This is a genomic window from Dickeya sp. ws52 (genome assembly GCF_007210685.1).
Lineage (GTDB): Bacteria > Pseudomonadota > Gammaproteobacteria > Enterobacterales > Enterobacteriaceae > Dickeya > Dickeya chrysanthemi.
Map to the genome: position 1 here is coordinate 63,110 of NZ_SZVX01000011.1, position 21,986 is coordinate 85,095.

The following is a 21,986-nucleotide window of genomic DNA, read 5'->3' on the forward strand; positions in this document are numbered from 1 at the left end:
ATAGATATTTATGGAAAATTTAATTATTATCGTAGATGTGTATATCACTTGTTTATGTTTATTAGGTAAAGGGAATTTTATGGCCAATATCATTTATCTGAAAATAGAAGGTAAAAATCAGGGGCTGATTTCTTCTGGATGTGGATCTTATGACTCAATGGGGAACAAATGGCAAAAAGGGCATGAAAATGAGATTTTTGTCTATGAGCTAAACAATGCAGCAGAGCGCATCGATAATGTTGCATATCAACCTGTTGAAATTAGGAAGCCCATTGATAAATCGACACCATTATTATTGAGTGCATTAAACGAGAATGAATATTTAACCTGTTCTTTCATTTTTTATCGAACCTCAGAGAATGGGGGGATGGAGCAATATTTCTCAATAAAATTGACCGATGCAAAAGTAAAAAATATCAGAATGCACTACCCCAGTTCGATAACGCACAATGAATATCAACCAGAAGAGTTTATCTCTTTTACTTATAAAAATATGTTATGCGAACATGTCAAAGCCGGAACCAGTGCTTATTGTATTTGGGAAAGCCAGCTGTTTTAATTAGTGGGATCTTCCTGCGTTATTATCTGGCACCATTGTATGATATTAGGTGCCAGATAACTAAGCTTAAATTTAACGGTTTTTAGCTTTTTACAGCTTTCAGCTCTTCTTCAAGGTACTTTTTAAGATCAACAATGCTTTTCTTTTCAGAGTAAAACTGTAGTTTTTCAATTATATCACTTACGTCTGTTATTGTTTTTCTATCTTCATCTAATTCAAGTAAAAAATAGTTCTGCGATGTTCTGTCGCGTAATGCTACGGTATAAACAAAACCAATGAACGTTTTTCCTTTAACTTCAATTTTTCCTACCGCATCGAGACTCAGGCAGGTCACCGTTTCAAAAAATCCCCGACCGATAGAGACTTTTATATCTGAGATATTTTTATTATCTGAAGACCATCCAATGAAACAGAACGGTTCAATTTTGTTGTAATATCCTTCTGCAGGCACGATAGTGCCTATGTATTTTCCGTTTTCGCTGATGTCGAAAGTCTGATCTTTCTGTATTTTTATGCGGCTGATATCTGATGCTTGGCCTTTTATTATCAATTTCTTCAATATGCTACTATCATTAATTTTAGTTAGTTTAATAGTAGAATATGAACTCAATGGAGTTATCAATATGAGTATTGCCAACAGGACTTTCATTCTTTATCTTCCATCACCTTTTTAAGATGTTTTCTGATTGCAGAAATACTTTTTCTTTCATTGGTGTTTTGAAGAGGTTCTACAAGTTTACTTTCATCTACAATAGCTCTTCTATCCTGATCTAGTGCCAATAAAAAATAATTTTGTTCCGTTCTATCATCAGGTAAACCAACTGAATAAACAAATCCAATGAATACCTTTCCTGCGGATTCTATTTTTCCTAGCGCATCAAGGGTTTCGCATTGTGAAAACTCAAAATCACCATTCCCCATTGAGAAGACAATATTGGATATTGTCTTCTTGTCAGTAGACCAGCTAATAAAACAAACTGGATAGTAATTTTTATAAAATCCTTTTCCTGGTATTATTGTTCCTATGTTTTTATTGTTTTCATTAATGGCAAAAATTTGCTCTTCTTGTATTTTTATATCAACAATGCCTCTTTGATTTGCATCTTCAATGGTTTTTTTTATTAATAAATCTTCGCTGCTTTTCACTAAATTAATCGATGCGTAAGATTGTAATGAAACAGTTAGTATAATTAGTAGTAATATTTTTTTCATAGGATTACCTATTATCTGGTTGTTAGTAAATGATAATTATTTGCCATTTTTATATGGTAATTCCTTTCAGCATATTTTCTCCCATTGTAAAGCCTTGCAAATGTTGTCCAATCTTTATTTTGTAATGCCGAGCGTAGAGCTGGCGTATTTTTTATATGATTAATAAAAGAAAATACTTGACCATTAATATTTCCCATTGCAGAAACGAAGCTTTCAATATCATTAAAACCTGCACTTCTATAATTTTCTCCCATAATCTGGAACGCTCCCCAGGAGGCGGACATGAGTGCAGCTTGCCGATCCAGTGTCATTGCAGTTTCGAGTCTTTCATATTGGAGTTCATGTGAGCCATATTGCTTGTAACGTTCGCCTGATATCTCCGGGTATGCGCGATCATATCGACCTTGTGTCAGTCGTCGAAAATAGTGTCTTTCATAGAGTATTTTCGGTTTCCCGGAACTGATAAAAGCGCTACGTAATGCGGTTTCAGTCATAACAACCGCTTTAATCGCCGCTACTTCGCAGTTTAGCTCTCTGGCTGCATTCAGGTAGAGCTCTTCGGAAACGCTGTCGCCGGAATTGGCAGAAAATGATGGCTGAGAGATTGCCGGGCGTCGGGTGTGAAGATGGTTTAATTTTCTCAGTGTAGGGCCGTGCGGGGAGACAATACCGTCAGGCGTACCCATTCCTACTATCTGGCGCTGAAAGTGGATAATGGCTGCCTGTGTTCTGATGCCGACAATACCGTCAACGCTCAGTGTTCCGTTTGACCGGCTGTTCAGTAACTGTTGAACGGTTTTTACGTCCTCAACCCTGTTGATCTGCCCGTTGCCAACAGGAAAAGCAATCCTCGCTTCTTCCATGAGTCAATCCATTTATTTTCTTAAAGTGATGCTTTTATAACAACAAAAGGGTGCTGCTTCAAGGACATGGCTGTCCAGTCATGGTGAGCTTCGCCTCAGCCGCGTTTTTACTACGATCTGCCATATTCCTGCCGTTTCCTGCTATCATCCCGTTATCTTTGTTCATAAAAAAGCAGAAATGTAGAGGTTTATGGAAGCCTGGCTGGAGCATCTGATCACACAATCGTTAGCGTATTCGTTGACGGCGGTACTGCTGGTGGCGTTTCTGGAGTCACTGGCGCTGGTGGGGTTGCTGTTGCCCGGCACGCTGATGATGGCGTCGCTGGGGGCGTTGATCGGCAGCGGCAATATGGGGCTATATCCGGCCTGGGGTATGGGCATCATCGGTTGCTTGCTGGGAGACTGGATCTCCTACTTCATTGGCTGGCGTTTTAAGGACCGGTTGCATAACTGGTCGTTCCTGCAAAAGCATCGGGCGTATCTGTATCGCACCGAAAAAATGCTGCACCAGCATAATATGGCGACGATTCTGATCGGGCGGTTTTTTGGCCCGACCCGCCCGTTGGTTCCGATGGTGGCGGGAATGTTGGAGTTGTCGCCCCGGCGCTTTGCGCTGCCGAATATCATCGGCTGCCTCACCTGGCCGCCGGTATACCTGATGCCCGGCATTCTGGCGGGGGTGGCGATTGATATTCCCAAACAGGCCGATAGTGGCAGCTTTAAATGGCTGCTGTTGGTCACGGCTATCCTGCTGTGGTGTGCGGGTTGGTTGCTGTGGCGTTGGTGGCGCGTCCCTCGTGGGGAAGATGCCGCATCAACCAGCTGGTTGACGGCTTCGCGTCTGCGCTGGCTGGCGCCGCTGGCGTCGGTTATCGCCGCCGTTAGTCTGTGGCAGTTGTGGCAGCATCCGTTGATGCCGGTGTATCGGCGTCTGCTGTGGCAGATTTTGAATGGATAAATGAGCCGACGCGATACCGGTTTGCCCGGTATCGCGCCTGAGGTTAGCGGTAAAACTCCGCGACCTGATCAAAGATTTTCATCTCTTCGCCGTGGCGAGTTACTTGCAATACGTCTTCCAGCTTTTCTACCTGACTGATCATCTGCGGCAGGCGTTGATCGTCTTTCACCAATAGCCAGATGCGGCTTTGCTCATTGCCTGGCAGCGGCATACACATGATGCCTTCTACGTTGAACGCGCGACGGGCGAACAGCCCGCATACGTGCGACATCACGCCAGGGTGGTTGCGTACCGAGAGTTCCAGCGTGACCTGTCCAGTCGTCGATGAAGTCTGCATAATTTAATCTCCAATCATCTCAATGTTGGCGGCACCCGGCGGTACCATCGGAAACACTTTTTCGTTGATATCGATAGCGGCGTGAATCAATGCAGGGCCGGGTCGTTGCAGTGCGTCGCGCAGTGCGGCTTGCAGGTTTTCAGCCGCGTTCAGGTCGCAAGTGGCGAAACCGAATCCGGCGGCAATCGCCAGAAAGTTGGTTTGGTAGCGGTAGTTGGACGCCACAAAGTTTTGCTGGTAAAACAGCTCCTGCTGCTGGTGCACCAGCCCCAGCGACTGGTTGTTCATCAGGACGATTTTTACGTTCAGGTTTTCTTCCACGGCGGTGGCCATTTCCTGAATGTTCATCATCAGGCTGCCGTCGCCGGAAAAACAGACCACGGTGCGCTGCGGTTCCGCCAACGCGGCGCCGATAGCGGCGGGCACGCCAAAGCCCATGGTGCCAAAACCGCCGGAGGTGAGCCACTGACGTGAGCGCCGCAGCGGATAGGCCTGCGCCACCCACATTTGGTGCTGGCCCACATCGGTGGTGATGATGGCCTGATCGTCCAGTTGTTCGGCCACCGCACGGATCAACCCGTAGTGACTGAGCGGATCGTCGATGTTCGGCATGTTGAACGGGAAATCGCGTTGCAGGGTACGAACCTGTTCGAGCCACTCGGTGCGCGGCTGACGCTCGACCAGCGGCAGTAATTGGTCCAACGCCTGCGCCACATCGGCGTGAAGCGCCACGTGCGGCTGGCGGATCTTGCCGAGTTCGGCCGGATCGATATCGATATGGACAACGCGGGCATCCGGGCAGAATTCTTCCGCTTTTCCGATGGCGCGATCGTCAAAGCGGGCGCCCAGCACGATCAACAAATCCGACTGTTGCAGGATCAGGTTGGTATAGCGGGCGGCGTGCATACCCAGCATACCCAGTGACAGCGGGTGATCCACCGGCATGGCGCCCAGCGCCATCAGCGTCATGGTAGTAGGCAGCCCGGCACGCTCCGCCAGTTCGATAGCTTGCTGATGCGCTCCGGCGCTGATGATCCCGCCGCCCAGATACAGAATGGGGCGTTTGGCTTGATTGATCATCGCTGCGGCGGCGTTCAGGGCATGAGTATCGACAGCCGGAGCCGGGGATAACGCGACGGGTGCGGGCAGCTCCGCCAGCTCAATGGTGGCCGTTTGCACGTCTTTGGGAATATCCACCCAGACCGGGCCGGGACGGCCGGACTGCGCCAGACGGAAGGCATCGTTAATCACCTGCGGCAGCTCGTTGATGTCGCGTACCAGATAGTTGTGCTTGGTGACCGGGATTGAGATGCCGTAGGTGTCGACTTCCTGAAAGGCATCGGTGCCGATCATACTTGACGGCACCTGACCGGTGATGCACACCAGCGGAATGGAATCGAGCTTGGCGTCAGCGATGGCGGTGAGCAGGTTGGTGGCGCCGGGCCCGCTGGAGGCCATACAAACCGCCGCTTTACCGCTGGCGCGCGCCATCCCCTGAGCGATGAATCCGGCTCCCTGTTCATGGCGGGCGAGTACGTGGCGAATAGTACGGCTTTTTCCCAACGCATCGTACAGCGGCAATGCTGCGCCGCCCGGAATACCGGTCACGGTGGTAATGCCTTGCTGTTCCAGCAGACGGATGATCAGCTCAGCTCCTGTATAACGCATAGTCATATCCTTTATCAGAGCCGGTGTCAGGAGGAGCGGGGAGGGTGGATAAAAGAAACCCCGCTCGGCTTGCGCCGGCGGGGTTTGGGAATCTAGGTTTGATTCGGAACCCGTTACGGCGCGCTGCCGACCACGACCACCACGCGCACGACGACGACCGCGTCAAGCAGCGCGGCGTTGTTTAGTAGTGCGAAAGTAGGGGTGGTGTGTTTCACGGGGAACCTTATGTTCGTTTTGGTTAATCTGCGCTTTCATATAACCATGAGTGCGGAAAATCAGACAAGGCTCTGTCGCGCTGAAAACACAAAATCGTGCGTAAGATCACATTTATTTAGTAAGGATTTCATTCCGTCATTTCAGCGCGAGCCGTCACCGCAAACCCAGGATTCGCGCCGCATTCGGGTGGCGCGCCAGTTCCCCGGTCGGGCCATCGTGATAGACGTGGCCGTCCACCACCAGCACGCTGCGCGGCGCGATGCGCATGGCATCCTCCAACTGATGCGATACCATCAGCAGCGTCAACTGCCGCTCGCGGCAAATCTCATCCACCAGCGACAGCATCTCCTGACGTAGCGCCGGGTCGAGCGCGGAGAACGGTTCATCCAGCAGCAGGATCGGTTGCCGGCGAATCAAACAACGCGCCAGCGCCGCCCGTTGCCGTTGGCCGCCGGAAACCTGTGACGGCAGGCGTTCCAGCAGGTCCGACAGCCCCATGCGGCTGGCGATATCGCGCAATGTATCCCGTTGCTCCTCAGTCAGTTTCAGGCCGGGGTGCAGACCCAGCGCGATATTCTGCGCCAGCGTCAGATGAGGGAACAGGTTGTTTTCCTGAAACAGGATCGACACCGGGCGTTTTGCCGGCGGCGTGGCGACATGATCTTGTCCGTTGAGCCGTAGCTGGCCGCCGTCGGCCGGCAGGAAACCGGCGATCAGGCTCAGCAAGGTACTTTTCCCCGCGCCGCTCGGGCCCAGAATGGCAAGGCGTTCGCCGGGTTGCGCCTGTAAATCAAAGCGCATCGGCAGGTGTTGGTAGAGATAGGTCAACTTATCGAGCGCGATCATTAATGCCTGCCAGTTTCTCAATCAGGGTAAACAGCATAAAGCACAGCAGCAGCAACAACAGCGCCGTTACCGCGCCATCGGCGCTGCGATAAGCGCCAATTTGTTGGTAAAGGTAAAACGGCAGAGTGCGAAACTGCTCGTTGCCAAACAAGGCGATGATGCCGAAATCACCCACGGATAGCACGCTGGCAAAGGCCAACGCTTGTGCGATAGGTGCGCGCAGCGCTTTCAGTTCTACTACCCTGAGGCGATGCCAGCCGCGGATATCCAGCGACTGACACAGCAAACCGTAACGCGCAGCCGTATCAACCATCGGGTTTTCCAGTACTTTCATCGCATAAGGAATGGCCAGCAGCGCGTTGGTCAACACCACCAGCCCGTAAGGGGAAGACGGTAACCCGATGGTGCGATTGAACAGCAGGAAGAAACCGGACGCCAGCACAATCCCCGGCATCGCCAGAATCAGCATTCCGCTCATATCCAGCCATTGCGCGGGTAGCCGTTGCCGGCGCAGTTTCAGCTCCCGGCTGCTCCACAGCAGCATCAGCGTCAGCACCACGCTGAGCGCGCCGGCGGCCAGCGCAATGCGCAGCGAGGTCCAGAGCGTTTGCCATAATGCAGGCTGGCGCAATAATACGTCAGGCAGCGAGCGGTTCAGGCCATCCGCGACGACGGCCAGCAGCGGCGGCAGCAACAACAACAGCGCCGCCGCAATCAACAGCGTATCGGCAACCCGGCTGAACAGGCTGTCCTGCGGGTCGCGCCAGCGCTGGCGGTTGCTGACGCCGACCGCCAGCAGCCGACTGAGCCGTTGGCTGAGTAATACCAACCCCAGACAGCAGACCATTTGCAGTAATGCCAGCAGTGCGGCGCGCGCCGGGTCATAGTCAAAGCTGAGCGCCTGATAGATAGCCAGTTCGATGGTGGTGGCTTGCGGGCCGCCGCCCAGCGCCAGCACAGTGGCGAAGCTGGCGAAGCACAGCATGAAAATCAGCGCGACGGCGGGCAACAACTGGCGGCGCAACCACGGCCACTCCACCAGCCGGAAAAAGTGCCGGCCGCGCAGGCCGAGCTGGGCCGCCAACTGACGCTGCTCGGTGGCAATCCCTTCCAGCGCCTGCAAAAACAGCCGGGTTGCCAACGGCAGGTTAAAAAAGACGTGAGCCAGCAGGATGCCCTGCAAACCGTAAGGCGAAAAACGGTATTCGATACCGAACTGCATCAGCAGGCGCGCCAGCCAGCCTTCCCGACCGTAGACGCTGAGAATGCCGAATACCGCCACCAACACCGGCAGTACCAGCGTCATCGCGCACAGGCGCAGCAGCAGGCGATGGCCGGGAAAACGGCGGCGGTACAATGCCCGCGCCAGAAACAGCGCGGGTAAGGTGGAAAGCAACGCCGACATCAGCGCCTGCCAGAAGCTGAAGCGAACGACATGCCACAGATAGCCGTCATCCCACAGCGACTGCCAGGGCGTGGCGGGGGCGTCCAGCCACAGCGCGGCGAACGCCAGCGCCGCGGTGCTAATCAATAGCACCGCCGCCAGTAGCCCCGGCCATAGCCAACCGGGAATTAGCGGCTGACGGCGCGTTGCCATGCCTGAACCCAATTCGCCCGCTGTTCCGCCACCTGCTGCGGGGTAAATTCCAGCGCGGTAGCTGGCAGAGACAAGGTGTTATAGCCCACCGGCAGCTCGGTTTTGATTACCGGGTACATCCAGTTGGTGGTTGGGATGATCTGCTGGAAGGCCGGGCTTACCATAAATTGCAGAAAGCGTGCCGCCAGTTGCGGATTTTTACTGCCGGCCAGTTGTGCGGCGACTTCCACCTGCAGGTAGTGGCCTTCGCTGAAATTAGCCGCGGCATAGTTGTCTTTCTTCTCGGCGATGAGGTGGTAAGCCGGTGAGGTGGTGTAGCTCAGTACCAGATCGGCTTCGCCTTTCAGGAACAAGCCGTAGGCTTCGCTCCAGCCTTTGGTGACGGTGACGGTTTTGGCCGCCAGTTTCTGCCAGGCCTGCGGCGCTTTTTCGCCGTAGACTTTCTGCATCCACAGCAGCAGCCCCAGACCCGGCGTGCTGGTGCGCGGATCTTCATAGATAACGGTCCACCGCTGGTCGCTTTCCACCAGCTCATGCAGGCTTTTCGGCGGGTTTTTCAGCTTGTCTTTGTTATAGACGAAGGCGAAATAGCCGTAATCGAAGGGCAGGAAAGTCTCGTTGCGCCAGCCGCCGGGGACGGTCAGCGTGCTGGTATTGACGGCATGTGGGGCGAACAGGCCGGTCTGCGCCGCCGCCTGCACCAGATTATTATCCAGCCCCAGAACTACGTCCGCCGGGGTGTTTTTGCCTTCCATACGCAGGCGGTTGAGCAGGGCGACGCCATCTTCCAGCGCCACGAATTTCAGTTCACAGTCGCACTCTTTTTCAAAGGCGGTTTGGACAGCCGGGCCGGGGCCCCACTCTGAGGCGAACGAGTCGTAGGTATAGACCGTCAGAGTCGGTTTGGCGAATACAGGGGCGGACAGCAGTAACAGGCAGGACAGTAATTTCTTTAACACTTTGCGCTCCAATTGTTGAAGGCGGCAAAGGTCTTTGAGCAAGCAGGATGCAGTCTCAAATCCCTTCGCCGGTATTAACCGGATCAGGTTCGACGGGTATTTTCTCAGCGACGCAAACGTGCATGGTTGTTCGTGCATGACGACTGGTACATGAATGTTGGCCGCACCCCGTTGAGAACAGCGCTATTGTAAAGTGTTTGTCACATCAGGAAAAGCGTCACGACCAGCGGCAAGCGGTCATGATGCTGGGTCCGGCGGCGCAAACCAGGCCGATTTGAAATCGAACCAGCCCAGCGTGTTCATGCGTAGCCCCCGCATGTTGGCTTGTCCCTGCAACCGCAACCAGTGGTGGAACAGCGGATGGAGTTGCTGGCGGCTGACCAGCGACTGGCACCACTCCGCCAGCGACAGGGAGCCCTGACGCCACTGACGGGCGGTGTGTTCCAACTCGTCCTCTCCCAGACAGTGCCGCAGTAACGGCAGTTCGTACAGCATCGCGAACAGCGAGAATTCCAGCGGCAGGTAGAAGTTGGCGCTGCCGAGCCAGAGATCGCTGGCATCGTCGCCCTGGCGCCAGGCGTCGAACTCCAGACTGCGCAGCGTCAGCGTGACGCCGTGCGATGCCAGCAGGCGGCCCATAATGCCGCTTATCACTTCGTATTCGGGGTGGTCACGGTAGCAGGTGAGGGTGAGGTGCGTCAGGCCGACTGGTTTTTCCCTCACCGCCCGTGGCGGGCTGTGATGCCAGCGTGGCAACAAACCGTAAGCGGGGGACCAGTCGCTCTGGTAAGGCGTGTCGGCCAAAGCGAGCATCGCCACCGGACTCAGTACCTGACACAACCAGTGACGGACTTCCGAGTCCGCCGTTTGCGGCGAGCGGCGGTCGAACAACAGGAAATAGCAGCCTTCTTCCAGCCGGTTCTCCAGCTCATTGTCCGTGGTGTCGTCGCCTTGTAGCGTGACGGTACAGGCGGGGATGGTCGGCGCATCGGGTAGTACCCAGATACTGACTTCGTCAATCAGCGCCCGGTAGCCGAAATAGTCGTCAAACGCAGCGATTTTCAATTGGTTGGGCGAATTGCGCACCACCTGATACGGCCCGGTGCCGACAGGCTGGCGCATAAAGTCCGGCAGCGTTTGCCACTCTTGCGGCAGGATCATCGCCGGTACGCTGCCGAGCAGCCACGGCAGCCAGTCGTCCGGTATGCTGAGCCGGATATCCAGCACGAACGGCGTGGGGGAGGAGATACGGGTCAGGTGTGAGAACAGCGGCTGCGCCGTCAGCCGGGACAACGAGGCGATCACGTCCTCCATCGTCAGTTCCCGGCCATGGTGAAAACGAATGGCCGGTCGCAAATAGAAACGCCAGTGCAGCGGCGACAACGCCTGCCAGTGGTGGGCGATATCCGGCAACAGTTCCCCATTTTCCTCATTTAGGCTGGTCAGCCCGCTGAAAATCTGGCGGGCGATGTGGGTTTCCGAACGGCGTAACGCACTGCCGGGCAACAGGTTATGCATTGGGCGGTAGTAGAGGATGCGCAGCAGGTGGCGCCCTTGCCGTACGCTGCGACCGAGGTGTGACAGCAGCATCTGGCGCACGGTTTCTTTGTCGCCCACCAGTTGCACCAGTTGTTCGATGCGGTCTTGCTCCAGCAGGTCTTCAGCCCGCTGCTGTTGCAGGGTTAACCCGGTATAGAGAAAGCTGAGACGCGAGCGTTTACCGCGCCCGGCCTCTGCCTGCCAGGTGAGCCAGCCCTGTTGTTGCATCGCGCTCAGCAGGGAGCGGACATGGCGGCGGGAGCAGTTGAGCAGCAGCGCCAGCTCTTGCAGCGTGGTATCGGTATCCTGACCTTGCAGGCATTGCCATAGCCGGATGAACTGCTGTTGCAGACGTGGCGAGGACATAAAAGAGGAACTCCACGACTCAAGGTCATCAATATATTTTTCCCTATATTACGCGGATACTTTGAGTCAGTGAATGGTTTACTGCGTGAACCGCCGTGAAGAGGAGGCAGCAATATGTGCCGGTTATTCCATTTTTATCATCACTGGCTTTGCCGGGGCTGTCGCCGGGGATGGGGCGCACTCGCCGCCGCACAGCGAATGGCGTTGTTGTTGCAGGTTACCCAATGGCAGATCCGGGAGATGGATGAGGAAGAGTATCGCCGCTGGTTATAAGGCCGATGGTCATCGAATGAGAGTGAGAACGGCGGCGGGAAACCGCCACAGTGTTCTGAGTAATGGTGCTGTTCACCAGCCAGCGGAGTGCTCCGCTGGCTTTTTTTATAGCCGTTTTAATGATGGTGCGTTATTCCACCGGTTTCAGGCGAGCCACAAAGTGGCGTAATACCGGCGGTTCATAGGTGAAGGTCAGTCCTTTGATATCGCTGGCTCTCTCCTTCAGTGCGATCAACGAGTCGGCGATGTAATCCATGTGATCGTTGGTATACACCCGGCGCGGAATGGTCAGGCGCAGCAGTTCCAGCGGCGACGGTTTCTGTTCGCCGGTATCCGGGTCGCGCCCCAGCAGCAATGAACCGATTTCCACACTACGGATGCCCGCTTCCAGATAAAGCGCGTTATTCAGCGCCTGTGCCGGGAACTGTTCCGCCGGGATATGCGGCAGCAGTTTTTTCGCATCGACAAATACCGCATGTCCGCCCACCGGGTACTGAATCGGGATGCCGCCGGCGCGCAGGCGCTCGCCAAGGTAGGTCACCTGGCCGATGCGGTAGGTCAGATAGTCCTCGTTCATGCCTTCCTCAAGACCGATGGCCAGCGCTTCCATGTCGCGCCCGGCCAGCCCGCCGTAAGTGACGAAACCTTCCATCGGCACACAGCGGATGCGCACCTCGTTGAACAGCTCTTCGTCGCTGCGAAAACAACACAGGCCGCCGATATTTACCATCGGGTCTTTTTTCGCCGACATGGTAAGCATGTCGCCGTATTGGTACATCTCGTGGACGATCTCTTTGATCGAGCGGTTTTCGTAGCCGGGTTCACGCTGTTTGATGAACCAGGCGTTTTCACAGAAGCGGGCGGAGTCGATCACCACCGGAATGCCGTGCTGCTGCGCGATGCGATACACCTCGCGCATATTGCTCATCGAAATCGGCTGACCGCCGGAGCTGTTGCAGGTGACGGTGGTGATGATCGCCACCACGTTATCCGCGCCGTGCTGTTCGATGGTGGTGTGCAGCAGGTCAAGGTCGAAATCGCCCTTCCAGTCGTAATAAGCGGTGGTGTCGAAGGCTTTTGGCGTCACCACGTTGATGGCGCGCGCGCCGTTCAGCTCCACGTGAGCGGCAGTGGTATCGAAATGGAAGTTGGAAATGAACACCGGTTTCTTGCCGCCGCCGGCGCGCTGCTTTTTGGCGATCAGACACGGGAACAGGATTTGTTCTGCGCCGCGCCCCTGATGCGTCGGAATGGTGAACGGATAACCCAGCAGCGCTTTCACCTGATCGCACAGATGGTAGTAGTTGCGCGACCCGGCGTAGGCTTCGTCGCCCATCATCAGACCGGCCCATTGGCGATCGCTCATGGCGCCGGTGCCGGAGTCGGTCAGCAGGTCGATGTAAACATCCTCACTGCGCAACAAAAACGGGTTATAGCCTGCTTCCTGCAGGGCGCGCTCCCGTTCGTCGCGGGTGGTCATACGGATGTTTTCTACCATTTTGATGCGAAAAGGTTCAGGGATGCGTTTCATGCAATATCTCCACGACGCCCGTCAGCAGACATCGCCGCCGCTGTATGACGTCAAAAATAAATTGAAATAACAGGAAAAAATCAGGGTAAAGCTGAATCAGGCATGAAACGGGCGTGGGAAATCGTTGGTGAGGCGGTGATCGATGTTGAACCAGGGGCGACAATCGCCGGAGAGGCTCTGGCGATAACACCGGATGATGCGTGTCATGAGGTCTCCTTATCTCGTGAATACCGAACGATCAGGGTAGGCGAAAAACGCCGGACAAAACCGTGATCTCGCAGGCAATCCGGAGATGGCGGGTGAACATTGTTTTGAGAATGGAAATTGAGTCAATAATGTTTCTCATTATCGAAGGTAAGTGATAAAACTGTGCGGGGTTTGAAGCCGTTATCGGCACAAATATCGACAGGCGGCACATTGCCGGAGAATTACAACCAGAGAGGTAAAGGCGGGTTATGGCTGGGGTAAAGGAATATAAAGTGTTTGATGTTACGTTGGCCCACAAGACATTGCTTACCCCATCGCTGATGCGCTGCGTATTCACTGGCGAAGCGGTGAAACAGATGAAAATCTGCGCGCCGGATCAGCGTATTAAAGTGTTGCTGCCTGCTGAGGACGGCACGCCGCCGCGTCTGCCGGATGTCGGCGAGTGGTATAAGCTGGTGCAGGCTATGCCTAAGCAACAACGCCCGATTCCCCGCACCTACACGCTGCGCAGTCTGGACACCGAAACCGGCGAAATGGTGGTGGAGTTCGTGGTGCATGGCACCGAAGGCCCGGCTTCGGCCTGGGTGATGAGTGCGCAGCCCGGCGCCGAGTTGCAGATGGTAGCGCCGCGCGGCGACTTTGCCGGCGATAACGGCGGCTACGAGTGGGTGCTGTCGGAAAACATCCGTCAGGTGCTGCTGATGGGCGATGAAACCGCGTTGCCGGCGATCAAAGGCATTCTGGATCAGTTGTCGCAGCAGGATAACCCGCCGCAGGTGCAGGCGTTTATCGAAGTACCGTTACAGGCGGATTGCGTTGACGATTATCGCCAGTTGCCGTTCGCCGAAGTGGTCTGGTTGCCGCGCGAAGGCACCGGCGCGACCTATGGCGAGCGTTTGCTGGAGGCTGCGCGCCATTGGTCATGCCCGACAGCGCAGGTAGCGGCACACCCTGTTGCGGTGGCGGATATTGCCGATGGCGAGAAGGTCTGGGAACCGGCCAGTGCGCAGCAAGGTCAGTTCTTCGGGTGGGTGGCCACTGAATCCTCGGCGGTGAAGGCGTTGCGCCGCTATCTGCTGGCGGAAAAAGGTATCGCACAGGAGTCCATCACCTTTATGGCCTACTGGAGCCGCGGTCCGCGTTCTCATTGAGGTTGTTGACAAACAACCGTGTTGTTTTGTTGCTGACGAGTCTATGCAAGATCGGTGAGAGGTTTCGTGCGCGATAACGTCGATTCTCGCTTTGCAGCACCATCGCACGCACGACAAGGAGAGGCTCAGACGCCGCCTCTCCTTGACCACTGGCTGTGTGGCTAAACTGTGCCGCTAACGCGGTCCCTTCGCTGTTCGGGCCGCCCGTGACGCGATTACTCGCCCCATCCTTGGGGCTCGCCCTTCGGGCCAGCGTAAACGCTGTTCAAAAACGCTCCCGGCGTTTTTGTCCAACACGGCACGGGCTTTCGCGGCATCCATGCCGCTCACCCGGCGAAGTCGCCCACCTCAGCACAGTTTTTGACGCCGGAAAACCCTTCATCTGCACTTAAGTGGTTTAAAAGCCTACAAGGCAAAACTAGCGCAGAAACGCCGGTTGTTGCTGCTCGTAGCGGGCGATGGATGCGTCGTGCTGCAGGGTCAGGCCGATGCTGTCCAGACCGTTTATCATGCAGTGACGGCGGAAGCTGTCTATTTCAAACGAGTAGGTCTTCTCGCCTGCTTTAACTTGCTGTGCTTCCAGATCTACCGTGAAGGTAATGCCTTCATGGCTGGCTACCAGTTTGAACAGGTCGTCGATATCGGCATCGCTCAATTTAACCGGCAGCAGCTGGTTGTTAAACGAGTTACCGTAGAAAATATCGGCGAAGCTCGGGGCGATCACCACCTTAAAACCGTAGTCGGTCAATGCCCACGGCGCGTGCTCGCGCGAAGAGCCGCAACCGAAGTTTTCGCGTGCCAGCAGGATACTCGCACCCTTATAGCGCGGCTGGTTCAGCACGAAATCCGGGTTAGGCTGCTGGCCGGCGTCATCCAGAAAACGCCAGTCGTGAAACAGATGCTGACCGAAACCGGTGCGGGTCACCTTTTGCAGGAACTGCTTCGGGATAATCGCGTCGGTATCGACGTTGGCGGCATCCAGCGGCACCACCAAACCAGTGTGTTGGGTAAATTTAGCCATGGAGTGCCTCTCTTAATTCAGTTCACGAATGTCTGCGAAACGGCCGGTAACCGCCGCCGCCGCCGCCATCGCCGGGCTGACCAGATGGGTGCGACCGCCACGGCCCTGACGCCCTTCAAAGTTACGGTTACTGGTGGACGCGCAACGCTCGCCCGGATTCAGACGGTCATTGTTCATCGCCAGGCACATTGAGCAGCCGGGCAGACGCCATTCGAAACCGGCATCCAGGAAAATTTTGTCCAGACCTTCGGCTTCCGCCTGGGCTTTGACCGGGCCGGAGCCGGGGACGACATAAGCCTGCACGCCGGCGGCCACTTTGCGCCCTTTGGCGATGGCGGCGGCGGCGCGTAAGTCTTCAATACGGGAGTTGGTGCAGGAACCGATAAACACTTTGTCGATCGCCACTTCCGTCAGTTTTACGCCCGGCTGCAAGCCCATATACGCCAGCGCTTTTTCCGCCGAAGCGCGCTCTACCGGATCACTGAAGGATTCCGGCGCCGGGATGATTTGATCGACGGCGATCACCTGGCCGGGGTTGGTGCCCCAGGTCACCTGTGGCGCGATATCGGCGGCATTCAGCGTCACTACGGTGTCGTAGTGAGCATCGGCATCGGAATGCAGGGTCTTCCAGTATTCCACCGCGGCATCCCAATCGCTGCCGGTAGGTGCGAACTGGCGGCCTTTCAGGTAAGCGAAGGTGGTGTCGTCCGGTGCCACCAGACCGGCTTTGGCGCCCATTTCGATCGCCATGTTGCACAGGGTCATACGGCCTTCCATGCTCAGCGCTTCGATAGCTTTGCCAGTGAATTCCACGACATGACCCGTACCGCCGGCGCTGCCGGTCTTACCGATGATCGCCAGTACGATGTCTTTGGCGGTGATACCGGAAGTAGCATCGCCAGCTACCTCGATCTTCATGGTTTTGGCACGGCCTTGCTTCAGCGTCTGCGTCGCCAGCACATGCTCGACTTCCGAGGTGCCGATGCCGAATGCCAGCGAGCCGAACGCGCCGTGGGTAGCGGTGTGGGAGTCGCCGCAGACGATGGTCATCCCCGGCAGTGTCATGCCTTGTTCCGGCCCGATAACGTGCACGATACCCTGAAACGGATGGTTCAGGTCATACAGCTGCACGCCGAACTCGGCGCAGTTCTTGATCAGTTCCTGCATCTGGATGCGGGCCATTTCGCCGCTGGCGTTAATGTCACGCGTCTGAGTAGACACGTTATGGTCCATAGTGGCGAAGGTTTTGCCCGGCTGGCGGACTTTGCGGCCCATGGCGCGCAGGCCGTCGAATGCCTGCGGTGAAGTCACTTCATGCACCAGATGCCTGTCGATATACAGCAGCGGGGTTTCATTCGGCGCTTCGTGTACCACATGCGCATCAAACAACTTCTGATATAAGGTTTTACCCATGATTACGCCCCTTCTGCTACAAACCGGGCAATCGCATCGCCCATTTCATCAGTGGTGACGGCGGTGCCGCCGCTAGCCAGATCGCCGGTGCGGTAACCTTCCGCCAGCGCCTGATTGACCGCCTGCTCAATGGCGGTGGCGGCGTCGTCTGCCCCCAGGCTATAGCGCAGCAGCAGCGCGGCGGACAGAATCTGAGCGATCGGGTTGGCGATGTTCTTGCCGGCGATATCCGGCGCGGAACCGCCTGCCGGTTCGTACAAACCAAAGCCCTGCTCGTTGAGGCTGGCCGACGGCAACATCCCCATCGAGCCGGTGATCATCGCGCACTCGTCGGACAGGATGTCGCCGAACAGGTTGGAGCACAGCAGCACGTCAAACTGGGACGGGTCTTTAATCAACTGCATGGTGGCATTGTCGATATACAGATGATTCAGGCGAACATCCGGGTAGTCGCGGGCGATTTCGTTAACGATTTCGCGCCACAGAATCGAGCTTTGCAGCACGTTGGCCTTATCGATCGAGGTGACGATACTGCGGCGTTTGCGTGCCGATTCAAAGGCGATGCGGGCAATGCGCTCGATTTCGAAACGGTGATATACCTCGGTATCGAAGGCGCGTTCGTACATGCCGCTGCCTTCACGGCCTTTCGGCTGGCCGAAGTAGATACCGCCGGTCAACTCGCGCACGCACAGAATGTCGAAACCGTTGGCGGCGATGTCGCTACGCAGCGGGCAGAAGGCTTCCAGACCCTGATACAGGCGTGCCGGGCGCAGGTTGCTGAACAGGCGGAAGTGTTTACGCAGCGGCAGCAGCGCTCCACGTTCCGGTTGCTCCGCCGGCGGCAGATGTTCCCATTTCGGGCCGCCGACCGAACCGAACAGAATGGCGTCGGCCTGTTCGCAGCCTTCAATCGTCCCCTGTGGCAGCGGCGTGCCTTGACGATCGATGGCGATGCCGCCGACGTCGTATTCGCTGGTGGTGATGCGCAGACCAAAACGCTGGCGAACCGCATCCAATACTTTATACGCCTGAGCCATCACTTCCGGGCCGATGCCGTCACCGGGTAAGACGGCAATATGGTAACTCTTGCTCATCACACTGTTTCCTGACTGTTGTGTTTGTTGTGTTGCTGCAAACGCTGCACTTCTTTTTCAACCAGTTGCGCGCGTTTGATGTTGTTTAATACGTTAACCATCGCATTGGCGGAGGATTCGACGATGTCCGTCGCCAGGCCCACGCCGTGGAAACGGCGTCCCTGATATTCCACCACGATGTCTACCTGACCGAGTGCTTCTTTACCTTGCCCCTTGGCGGATAACTGGTATTTGACCAGATTGATCGGGTAGCCGGTAATGCGGTTGATAGCCTGATACACGGCATCGACCGGGCCGTTGCCGGTCGCGGCTTCAGACAGTGTCTCTTCGCCGCATGACAATTTGACGGACGCCGTCGCCATAACACTAGAACCAGATTGCACGCTGAAGTAGTCCAGCCGATAGAATTCGGAGCTTTCCTGCTGGTTGTTGATAAACGCCAGCGCTTCCAGGTCATAGTCGAACACCTGGCCTTTTTTGTCGGCCAGTTTGAGGAAATCGGCGTACAGCGTATCCAGATTGTAGTCGCCTTCTTTATAGCCCATTTCTTCCATACGGTGCTTAACGGCGGCACGGCCGGAACGAGATGTCAGGTTCAACTGCACTTCTTTCAGGCCGATGGATTCCGGCGTCATGATTTCGTAGTTTTCGCGGTTTTTCAGCACACCATCCTGATGGATGCCGGAGGAGTGGGCGAAGGCGTTGGCGCCAACCACCGCTTTGTTGGCCGGGATCGGCATATTACAGATCTGGCTGACGATTTGGCTGGTGCGGTAGATTTCCTGATGGTTGATGCCGGTGTGCAGGTTCATCAACTGGCTGCGCACTTTGATAGCCATAATTACTTCTTCCAGCGAGCAGTTACCGGCGCGTTCGCCGATGCCGTTCAGGGTGCCTTCCACCTGACGCGCGCCGGCGTGCACCGCCGCCATGGCGTTGCCCACCGCCAGACCGAGATCATCATGGGTATGCACGGAAATGATGGCTTTATCGATGTTAGGTACACGCTGATACAGTGAAGCGATGATGTTGCCGAATTCGTGCGGCAGGGTGTAACCGACGGTGTCCGGGATGTTGATGGTGCGGGCACCGGCGTTGATAGCTGCTTCCACGACCCGGCTCAGGTCTTCGATCGGGGTACGGCCGGCGTCTTCGCAGGAGAATTCTACATCGTCGGTGTAGTTGCGGGCGCGTTTGATCATGTAGGTCGCCCGTTCAATCACTTCATCCAGCGTGCTGCGCAATTTGGTGGCGATATGCATCGGCGAGGTGGCGATAAACGTATGGATACGGAACGCCTCGGCGACGCGCAAGGATTCGGCCGCCACATCAATGTCTTTTTCAACGCAACGGGCCAGGGCGCAGACGCGGCTGTTTTTGATGTTGCGGGCGATGGTCTGCACGGATTCGAAATCACCGGGAGAGGAAACCGGAAAACCCACTTCCATTACGTCAACGCCCATCCTTTCCAGCGCCAGTGCGATCTGGAGTTTTTCCTTCACACTCAAACTGGCCTGCAGCGCTTGCTCACCGTCACGCAACGTCGTATCGAAAATAATCACTTGTTGGTTCATCGGTCTTCTTCCTTTGTTCTGTTTGCCTGGGCGCCCGGCGAGTAAAAAAAAACCCGCGCAACGGCGCGGGTTTTTTATGGTGTGTGACGAGAAATCAGCTCTGAATTTCGCCCACCGGCATACCGCGCACATGAGATGCGTTTAGTAGTAGGCCTAGTAGCTGAGCAAAATTAAACATGCTGTTTCATCATCCAAATAAGTTGAAAACGTAGTTCTGCCTTTATTGGTACTTGATTCCCGCGGTGATGTCAACCTCCGGATCCATACGGCAGCGGCGTACCTGATGTTTTATCCGTCACATTCCCGGTGGAAAAGCGGTGGAAATGGCTTGGACGACGTGGATGGGCGCGGTAGACTGCCTGCCCAATTTTTACGCCTATTTTTGATATTGTCAGGCCCGTAGCGCATGAAGACGAATTCACTCCCGCAATACCATCTGGTTCACCGCATTCAACAGCAGATTGCTCAACGTCCTGACGCGCCGGCGTTTCGCGAATGGGAACCTGAACAGGAACAGCAACTCGACTGGCATCAGGTGGGGGAACGCATCCGCCGCATCGCCTGCGGCTTGTTGGGGTTAGGCGTTGACGTTCAGGATCGAGTGGCGATCTTCTCCGATAATTCGATCAACTGGTCGCTGGCGGACCTGGCGTTGTTGCACCTGCGGGCAATCACCGTGCCGCTTTATGCCACCAGCGCGGCGGCGCAGGCGGCATTCATTCTCAACGAGGCGGACATCCGTACCGTTTTTGTTGGTGGTCAGGCGCAGTTTGATCTGTTGATGTCGCTGCGCGATACCTGCCCGCAGTTGCGTACGATTATCCTGCTGGATAACGGTATTCGCCGACGGGGCTGTGATATCGCGATATCGCTACAGGAGTTTGAAGATCAGGCGGAATTGTCGGTGTGGGAGCCTGTGCTGCGCCGGCGCGTAGCCGATCGGGATTTGAGCGATCTCTTCACGCTCATCTATACCTCCGGTACTACCGGCGAGCCGAAAGGCGTGATGCTGGATTACGCCAACATGGCGACTCAACTAATGCTGCATGATGAGCGGTTGCAGATGAGCGAACAAGACGTATCGCTATGCTTTTTGCCGTTATCGCATGTGTTCGAGCGTGCCTGGAGCTTCTTTATCATGCACTGCGGCGCACAGAATGTTTACCTGCGCGATACCAATCAGGTGCGTGCGGCGATGGCGGCGGTCAGCCCGACGGTGATGTGTGCGGTGCCGCGTTTTTACGAGAAGGTATTCAGTGCCATCCATGAAAAAGTGGCGCAGGCGCCGTGGCACCGGCGCACGCTGTTTCACTGGGGACTTGCGCAGGGCAGTAAGCGGTTTTTGCGCCGGCAAACTGGAAAACGCGCCGGTATGTGGGGGGCGCTGACGTACCGCCTCGCCGATCGGCTGGTGTTGTCGCGCCTGCGTCAACTGTTGGGCGGCAAGGTGCGTTTTCTGCCGGCGGCCGGTGCGCGTCTGGATGACAATATCATCGCTTTCTTTCAGGCTATGGGCGTCCGTATCGTTTATGGCTACGGCCTGACGGAAACCTGCGCTACCGTGTCTTGCTGGGAGGCTAATCAGGACCGGCTCGGGTCGGTGGGTACGCCGCTGCCGGGCATTGAGGTGCGTATCGGCGAGCAAAATGAAATTCAGGTGCGCGGCGCTACCGTAATGCGCGGCTACTATCATCGTCCGCAAGATACGGAGGCCGCCTTTACGTCAGACGGTTGGTTCAAAACCGGCGATGTGGGCGAGGTGGACGGCAACGGCAATCTGTTTATCACCGAACGCCTCAAGGATCTGATGAAAACCTCGGGCGGCAAATACATTGCGCCGCAGCATCTGGAGGGCGCGCTGGGGCAGGATCGCTTCATTGAACAAGTTGCGGTGATTGCAGATGCCCGTAAATATGTGTCTGCGCTGATCGTTCCTTGCTTCGAGGCACTGGAGGAGTACGCCCGCTCTATCAATCTGGGTTATCAGGACCGCCTGGAACTGCTGCGCCATAGCCACATTCTGTCGCTGTTCGAACAGCGGCTGCGTGAGGTGCAAAAAGAGTTTGCCCGGTTTGAGCAGGTGAAGAAATTTACCTTACTGCCGGCGCCGTTTAGCCAGGAAGAAGGCGAATTGACCCCGACGTTAAAACTCCGCCGGAAGGTCATTCATCAGCGTTATCAGCTGGAAATTGAAGCCATGTACGCCGATTAGCAGACGTTTCGACGGTGACGGCACGCTTTAAACCACAATTTTATCGTCAATATTTCACTCTGTAATGCCTGACCACGGCGGGATAATTTTTAACGACGTGGTCACTCCTCAGCGTTTTATCTGTTTCGTTCCTCTTTTAACAGTTGATTTACCATTATTGCGTCATGGCCTGCCCGGCCGCGGCGTTTGCCTGCTTCATAATCTAGCGTTATGTTAATAAGTTATATGTAAAAACCCGGGCGATGTCCTGCGAAAGAGCTGGAGTGCGAGTAAACCCGAACTTGCTCCTGCTTGATTCACCGGACATCGTCTAATGAGCGCGGGGTGTTCCCCTGTCAATGCAGAAGCGACTCGCTATCTGAACAATTCGCTATCTGAACAATAAGAGGC

Annotated in this window: 22 protein-coding genes and 1 riboswitch; of the genes, 5 read left to right on the forward strand and 17 right to left on the reverse strand. The window is 55.5% G+C overall.

The features are described from left to right. Positions 1–79 precede the first annotated feature (79 nt). Positions 80–559: an Hcp family type VI secretion system effector gene (locus FDP13_RS12220; protein ID WP_027710871.1), complete on the forward strand. Its 480-nt coding sequence runs from the start codon at positions 80–82 to the stop codon at positions 557–559. Between the two features lie 82 nt (positions 560–641). Here FDP13_RS12220 and FDP13_RS12225 read toward each other — a convergent pair whose 3' ends face one another. From FDP13_RS12225 to FDP13_RS12235, 3 genes are read right to left on the reverse strand one after another with little or no spacing between them, the layout of a single operon-like run. Next, complete coding sequence (locus tag FDP13_RS12225) at positions 642–1,208, reverse strand: hypothetical protein (RefSeq protein ID WP_143839545.1); 567 nt, start codon at positions 1,206–1,208, stop codon at positions 642–644. After that, on the reverse strand, positions 1,205–1,771 hold the full coding sequence (locus tag FDP13_RS12230) for a hypothetical protein (RefSeq protein ID WP_143839546.1): 567 nt from the start codon (positions 1,769–1,771) through the stop codon (positions 1,205–1,207). The genes FDP13_RS12225 and FDP13_RS12230 overlap by 4 nt, the downstream gene beginning before the upstream one ends. An 11-nt stretch (positions 1,772–1,782) precedes the next feature. After that, positions 1,783–2,634: an N-acetylmuramidase family protein gene (locus tag FDP13_RS12235; protein ID WP_143839547.1), complete on the reverse strand. Its 852-nt coding sequence runs from the start codon at positions 2,632–2,634 to the stop codon at positions 1,783–1,785. Positions 2,635–2,824: 190 nt separating this feature from the next. On the opposite strand from FDP13_RS12235, the gene FDP13_RS12240 reads away from it, so the two are divergent. Beyond that, positions 2,825–3,592 carry a DedA family protein gene (locus tag FDP13_RS12240; protein WP_033575423.1) on the forward strand — a complete coding sequence of 256 codons (768 nt, stop codon included), beginning with the start codon at positions 2,825–2,827 and terminating at the stop codon, positions 3,590–3,592. Positions 3,593–3,635: 43 nt separating this feature from the next. Here the strand turns inward: FDP13_RS12240 and ilvN are convergent, their stop codons facing one another. The 7 genes from ilvN to sgrR all read right to left on the reverse strand — a co-directional run bounded on the left by ilvN (position 3,636) and on the right by sgrR (position 11,120). After that, entirely contained in the window at positions 3,636–3,929 is a 294-nt protein-coding gene (gene ilvN / locus FDP13_RS12245) for an acetolactate synthase small subunit (protein WP_012768344.1), read from the reverse strand. 3 nt (positions 3,930–3,932) lie between these two features. Next, positions 3,933–5,597, reverse strand: coding sequence for an acetolactate synthase large subunit (gene ilvB / locus FDP13_RS12250; protein ID WP_143839548.1), 1,665 nt, complete (start codon positions 5,595–5,597; stop codon positions 3,933–3,935). A gap of 113 nt (positions 5,598–5,710) precedes the next feature. Continuing rightward, positions 5,711–5,812, reverse strand: a complete 102-nt coding sequence (locus tag FDP13_RS12255) for an ilvB operon leader peptide IvbL (protein ID WP_152486580.1) — start codon at positions 5,810–5,812, stop codon at positions 5,711–5,713. Between the two features lie 154 nt (positions 5,813–5,966). Beyond that, positions 5,967–6,659, reverse strand: a complete 693-nt coding sequence (gene thiQ / locus FDP13_RS12260; RefSeq protein WP_143839550.1) for a thiamine ABC transporter ATP-binding protein ThiQ — start codon at positions 6,657–6,659, stop codon at positions 5,967–5,969. Continuing rightward, on the reverse strand, positions 6,643–8,256 hold the full coding sequence (gene thiP, locus FDP13_RS12265; RefSeq protein WP_033575426.1) for a thiamine/thiamine pyrophosphate ABC transporter permease ThiP: 1,614 nt from the start codon (positions 8,254–8,256) through the stop codon (positions 6,643–6,645). The genes thiQ and thiP overlap by 17 nt, the downstream gene beginning before the upstream one ends. Further along, positions 8,232–9,215 (reverse strand): thiamine ABC transporter substrate binding subunit, encoded by a 984-nt coding sequence (gene thiB, locus FDP13_RS12270; protein WP_012768348.1) that lies wholly within the window; start codon positions 9,213–9,215, stop codon positions 8,232–8,234. Before thiB ends, thiP begins: the two co-directional genes overlap by 25 nt. A gap of 42 nt (positions 9,216–9,257) precedes the next feature. Continuing rightward, a riboswitch (TPP riboswitch) is annotated at positions 9,258–9,396 on the reverse strand. A 56-nt stretch (positions 9,397–9,452) separates the two neighbouring features. After that, a complete protein-coding gene (sgrR, locus tag FDP13_RS12275) occupies positions 9,453–11,120 on the reverse strand; it encodes an HTH-type transcriptional regulator SgrR (RefSeq protein WP_033575427.1) in 1,668 nt (555 codons plus the stop codon). A 114-nt stretch (positions 11,121–11,234) separates the two neighbouring features. Between sgrR and sgrT the strand changes: the two genes are divergently transcribed. After that, entirely contained in the window at positions 11,235–11,393 is a 159-nt protein-coding gene (gene sgrT / locus FDP13_RS12280) for a glucose uptake inhibitor SgrT (RefSeq protein WP_012768350.1), read from the forward strand. 130 nt (positions 11,394–11,523) lie between these two features. On the opposite strand, the gene tnaA is transcribed toward sgrT, so the two are convergent. Continuing rightward, complete coding sequence (gene tnaA, locus FDP13_RS12285; RefSeq protein WP_012768351.1) at positions 11,524–12,924, reverse strand: tryptophanase; 1,401 nt, start codon at positions 12,922–12,924, stop codon at positions 11,524–11,526. A 96-nt stretch (positions 12,925–13,020) separates the two neighbouring features. Continuing rightward, on the reverse strand, positions 13,021–13,131 hold the full coding sequence (gene tnaC, locus FDP13_RS12290; protein WP_071601325.1) for a tryptophanase leader peptide: 111 nt from the start codon (positions 13,129–13,131) through the stop codon (positions 13,021–13,023). A gap of 248 nt (positions 13,132–13,379) precedes the next feature. Between tnaC and FDP13_RS12295 the strand changes: the two genes are divergently transcribed. Then, a complete protein-coding gene (locus tag FDP13_RS12295; protein WP_012768353.1) occupies positions 13,380–14,282 on the forward strand; it encodes a siderophore-interacting protein in 903 nt (300 codons plus the stop codon). A gap of 418 nt (positions 14,283–14,700) precedes the next feature. Here the strand turns inward: FDP13_RS12295 and leuD are convergent, their stop codons facing one another. The 5 genes from leuD to leuL all read right to left on the reverse strand — a co-directional run bounded on the left by leuD (position 14,701) and on the right by leuL (position 19,562). Next, positions 14,701–15,303, reverse strand: a complete 603-nt coding sequence (gene leuD, locus FDP13_RS12305; protein ID WP_012768354.1) for a 3-isopropylmalate dehydratase small subunit — start codon at positions 15,301–15,303, stop codon at positions 14,701–14,703. Positions 15,304–15,315: 12 nt separating this feature from the next. Further along, complete coding sequence (gene leuC / locus FDP13_RS12310; RefSeq protein ID WP_012768355.1) at positions 15,316–16,716, reverse strand: 3-isopropylmalate dehydratase large subunit; 1,401 nt, start codon at positions 16,714–16,716, stop codon at positions 15,316–15,318. Between the two features lie 2 nt (positions 16,717–16,718). Then, entirely contained in the window at positions 16,719–17,810 is a 1,092-nt protein-coding gene (gene leuB / locus FDP13_RS12315; RefSeq protein WP_143839551.1) for a 3-isopropylmalate dehydrogenase, read from the reverse strand. After that, positions 17,810–19,384, reverse strand: coding sequence for a 2-isopropylmalate synthase (gene leuA / locus FDP13_RS12320; RefSeq protein WP_012768357.1), 1,575 nt, complete (start codon positions 19,382–19,384; stop codon positions 17,810–17,812). Before leuA ends, leuB begins: the two co-directional genes overlap by 1 nt. 94 nt (positions 19,385–19,478) lie before the next feature. Beyond that, positions 19,479–19,562 (reverse strand): leu operon leader peptide, encoded by an 84-nt coding sequence (gene leuL / locus FDP13_RS21985; protein WP_107760451.1) that lies wholly within the window; start codon positions 19,560–19,562, stop codon positions 19,479–19,481. Between the two features lie 228 nt (positions 19,563–19,790). Here leuL and FDP13_RS12330 point away from each other — a divergent pair, with 228 nt between their 5' ends. Then, entirely contained in the window at positions 19,791–21,596 is a 1,806-nt protein-coding gene (locus FDP13_RS12330) for a long-chain fatty acid--CoA ligase (RefSeq protein WP_143839552.1), read from the forward strand. Positions 21,597–21,986 lie beyond the last annotated feature (390 nt).

Bases quoted from the DNA above. Each gene is read 5' to 3' on its own strand.
- FDP13_RS12235 (WP_143839547.1), bottom strand. From the start codon at position 2,634: ATGGAAGAAGCGAGGATTGCTTTTCCTGTTGGCAACGGGCAGATCAAC.
- leuA (WP_012768357.1), bottom strand. From the start codon at position 19,384: ATGAACCAACAAGTGATTATTTTCGATACGACGTTGCGTGACGGTGAG.
- FDP13_RS12230 (WP_143839546.1), bottom strand. From the start codon at position 1,771: ATGAAAAAAATATTACTACTAATTATACTAACTGTTTCATTACAATCT.
- ilvB (WP_143839548.1), bottom strand. From the start codon at position 5,597: ATGCGTTATACAGGAGCTGAGCTGATCATCCGTCTGCTGGAACAGCAA.
- FDP13_RS12225 (WP_143839545.1), bottom strand. From the start codon at position 1,208: ATGAAAGTCCTGTTGGCAATACTCATATTGATAACTCCATTGAGTTCA.
- sgrT (WP_012768350.1), top strand. From the start codon at position 11,235: ATGTGCCGGTTATTCCATTTTTATCATCACTGGCTTTGCCGGGGCTGT.
- tnaC (WP_071601325.1), bottom strand. From the start codon at position 13,131: ATGACACGCATCATCCGGTGTTATCGCCAGAGCCTCTCCGGCGATTGT.
- sgrR (WP_033575427.1), bottom strand. From the start codon at position 11,120: ATGTCCTCGCCACGTCTGCAACAGCAGTTCATCCGGCTATGGCAATGC.
- FDP13_RS12295 (WP_012768353.1), top strand. From the start codon at position 13,380: ATGGCTGGGGTAAAGGAATATAAAGTGTTTGATGTTACGTTGGCCCAC.
- FDP13_RS12330 (WP_143839552.1), top strand. From the start codon at position 19,791: ATGAAGACGAATTCACTCCCGCAATACCATCTGGTTCACCGCATTCAA.
- FDP13_RS12240 (WP_033575423.1), top strand. From the start codon at position 2,825: ATGGAAGCCTGGCTGGAGCATCTGATCACACAATCGTTAGCGTATTCG.
- ilvN (WP_012768344.1), bottom strand. From the start codon at position 3,929: ATGCAGACTTCATCGACGACTGGACAGGTCACGCTGGAACTCTCGGTA.
- thiQ (WP_143839550.1), bottom strand. From the start codon at position 6,659: ATGATCGCGCTCGATAAGTTGACCTATCTCTACCAACACCTGCCGATG.
- thiP (WP_033575426.1), bottom strand. From the start codon at position 8,256: ATGGCAACGCGCCGTCAGCCGCTAATTCCCGGTTGGCTATGGCCGGGG.
- tnaA (WP_012768351.1), bottom strand. From the start codon at position 12,924: ATGAAACGCATCCCTGAACCTTTTCGCATCAAAATGGTAGAAAACATC.
- FDP13_RS12220 (WP_027710871.1), top strand. From the start codon at position 80: ATGGCCAATATCATTTATCTGAAAATAGAAGGTAAAAATCAGGGGCTG.
- leuL (WP_107760451.1), bottom strand. From the start codon at position 19,562: ATGTTTAATTTTGCTCAGCTACTAGGCCTACTACTAAACGCATCTCAT.
- leuD (WP_012768354.1), bottom strand. From the start codon at position 15,303: ATGGCTAAATTTACCCAACACACTGGTTTGGTGGTGCCGCTGGATGCC.
- leuC (WP_012768355.1), bottom strand. From the start codon at position 16,716: ATGGGTAAAACCTTATATCAGAAGTTGTTTGATGCGCATGTGGTACAC.
- leuB (WP_143839551.1), bottom strand. From the start codon at position 17,810: ATGAGCAAGAGTTACCATATTGCCGTCTTACCCGGTGACGGCATCGGC.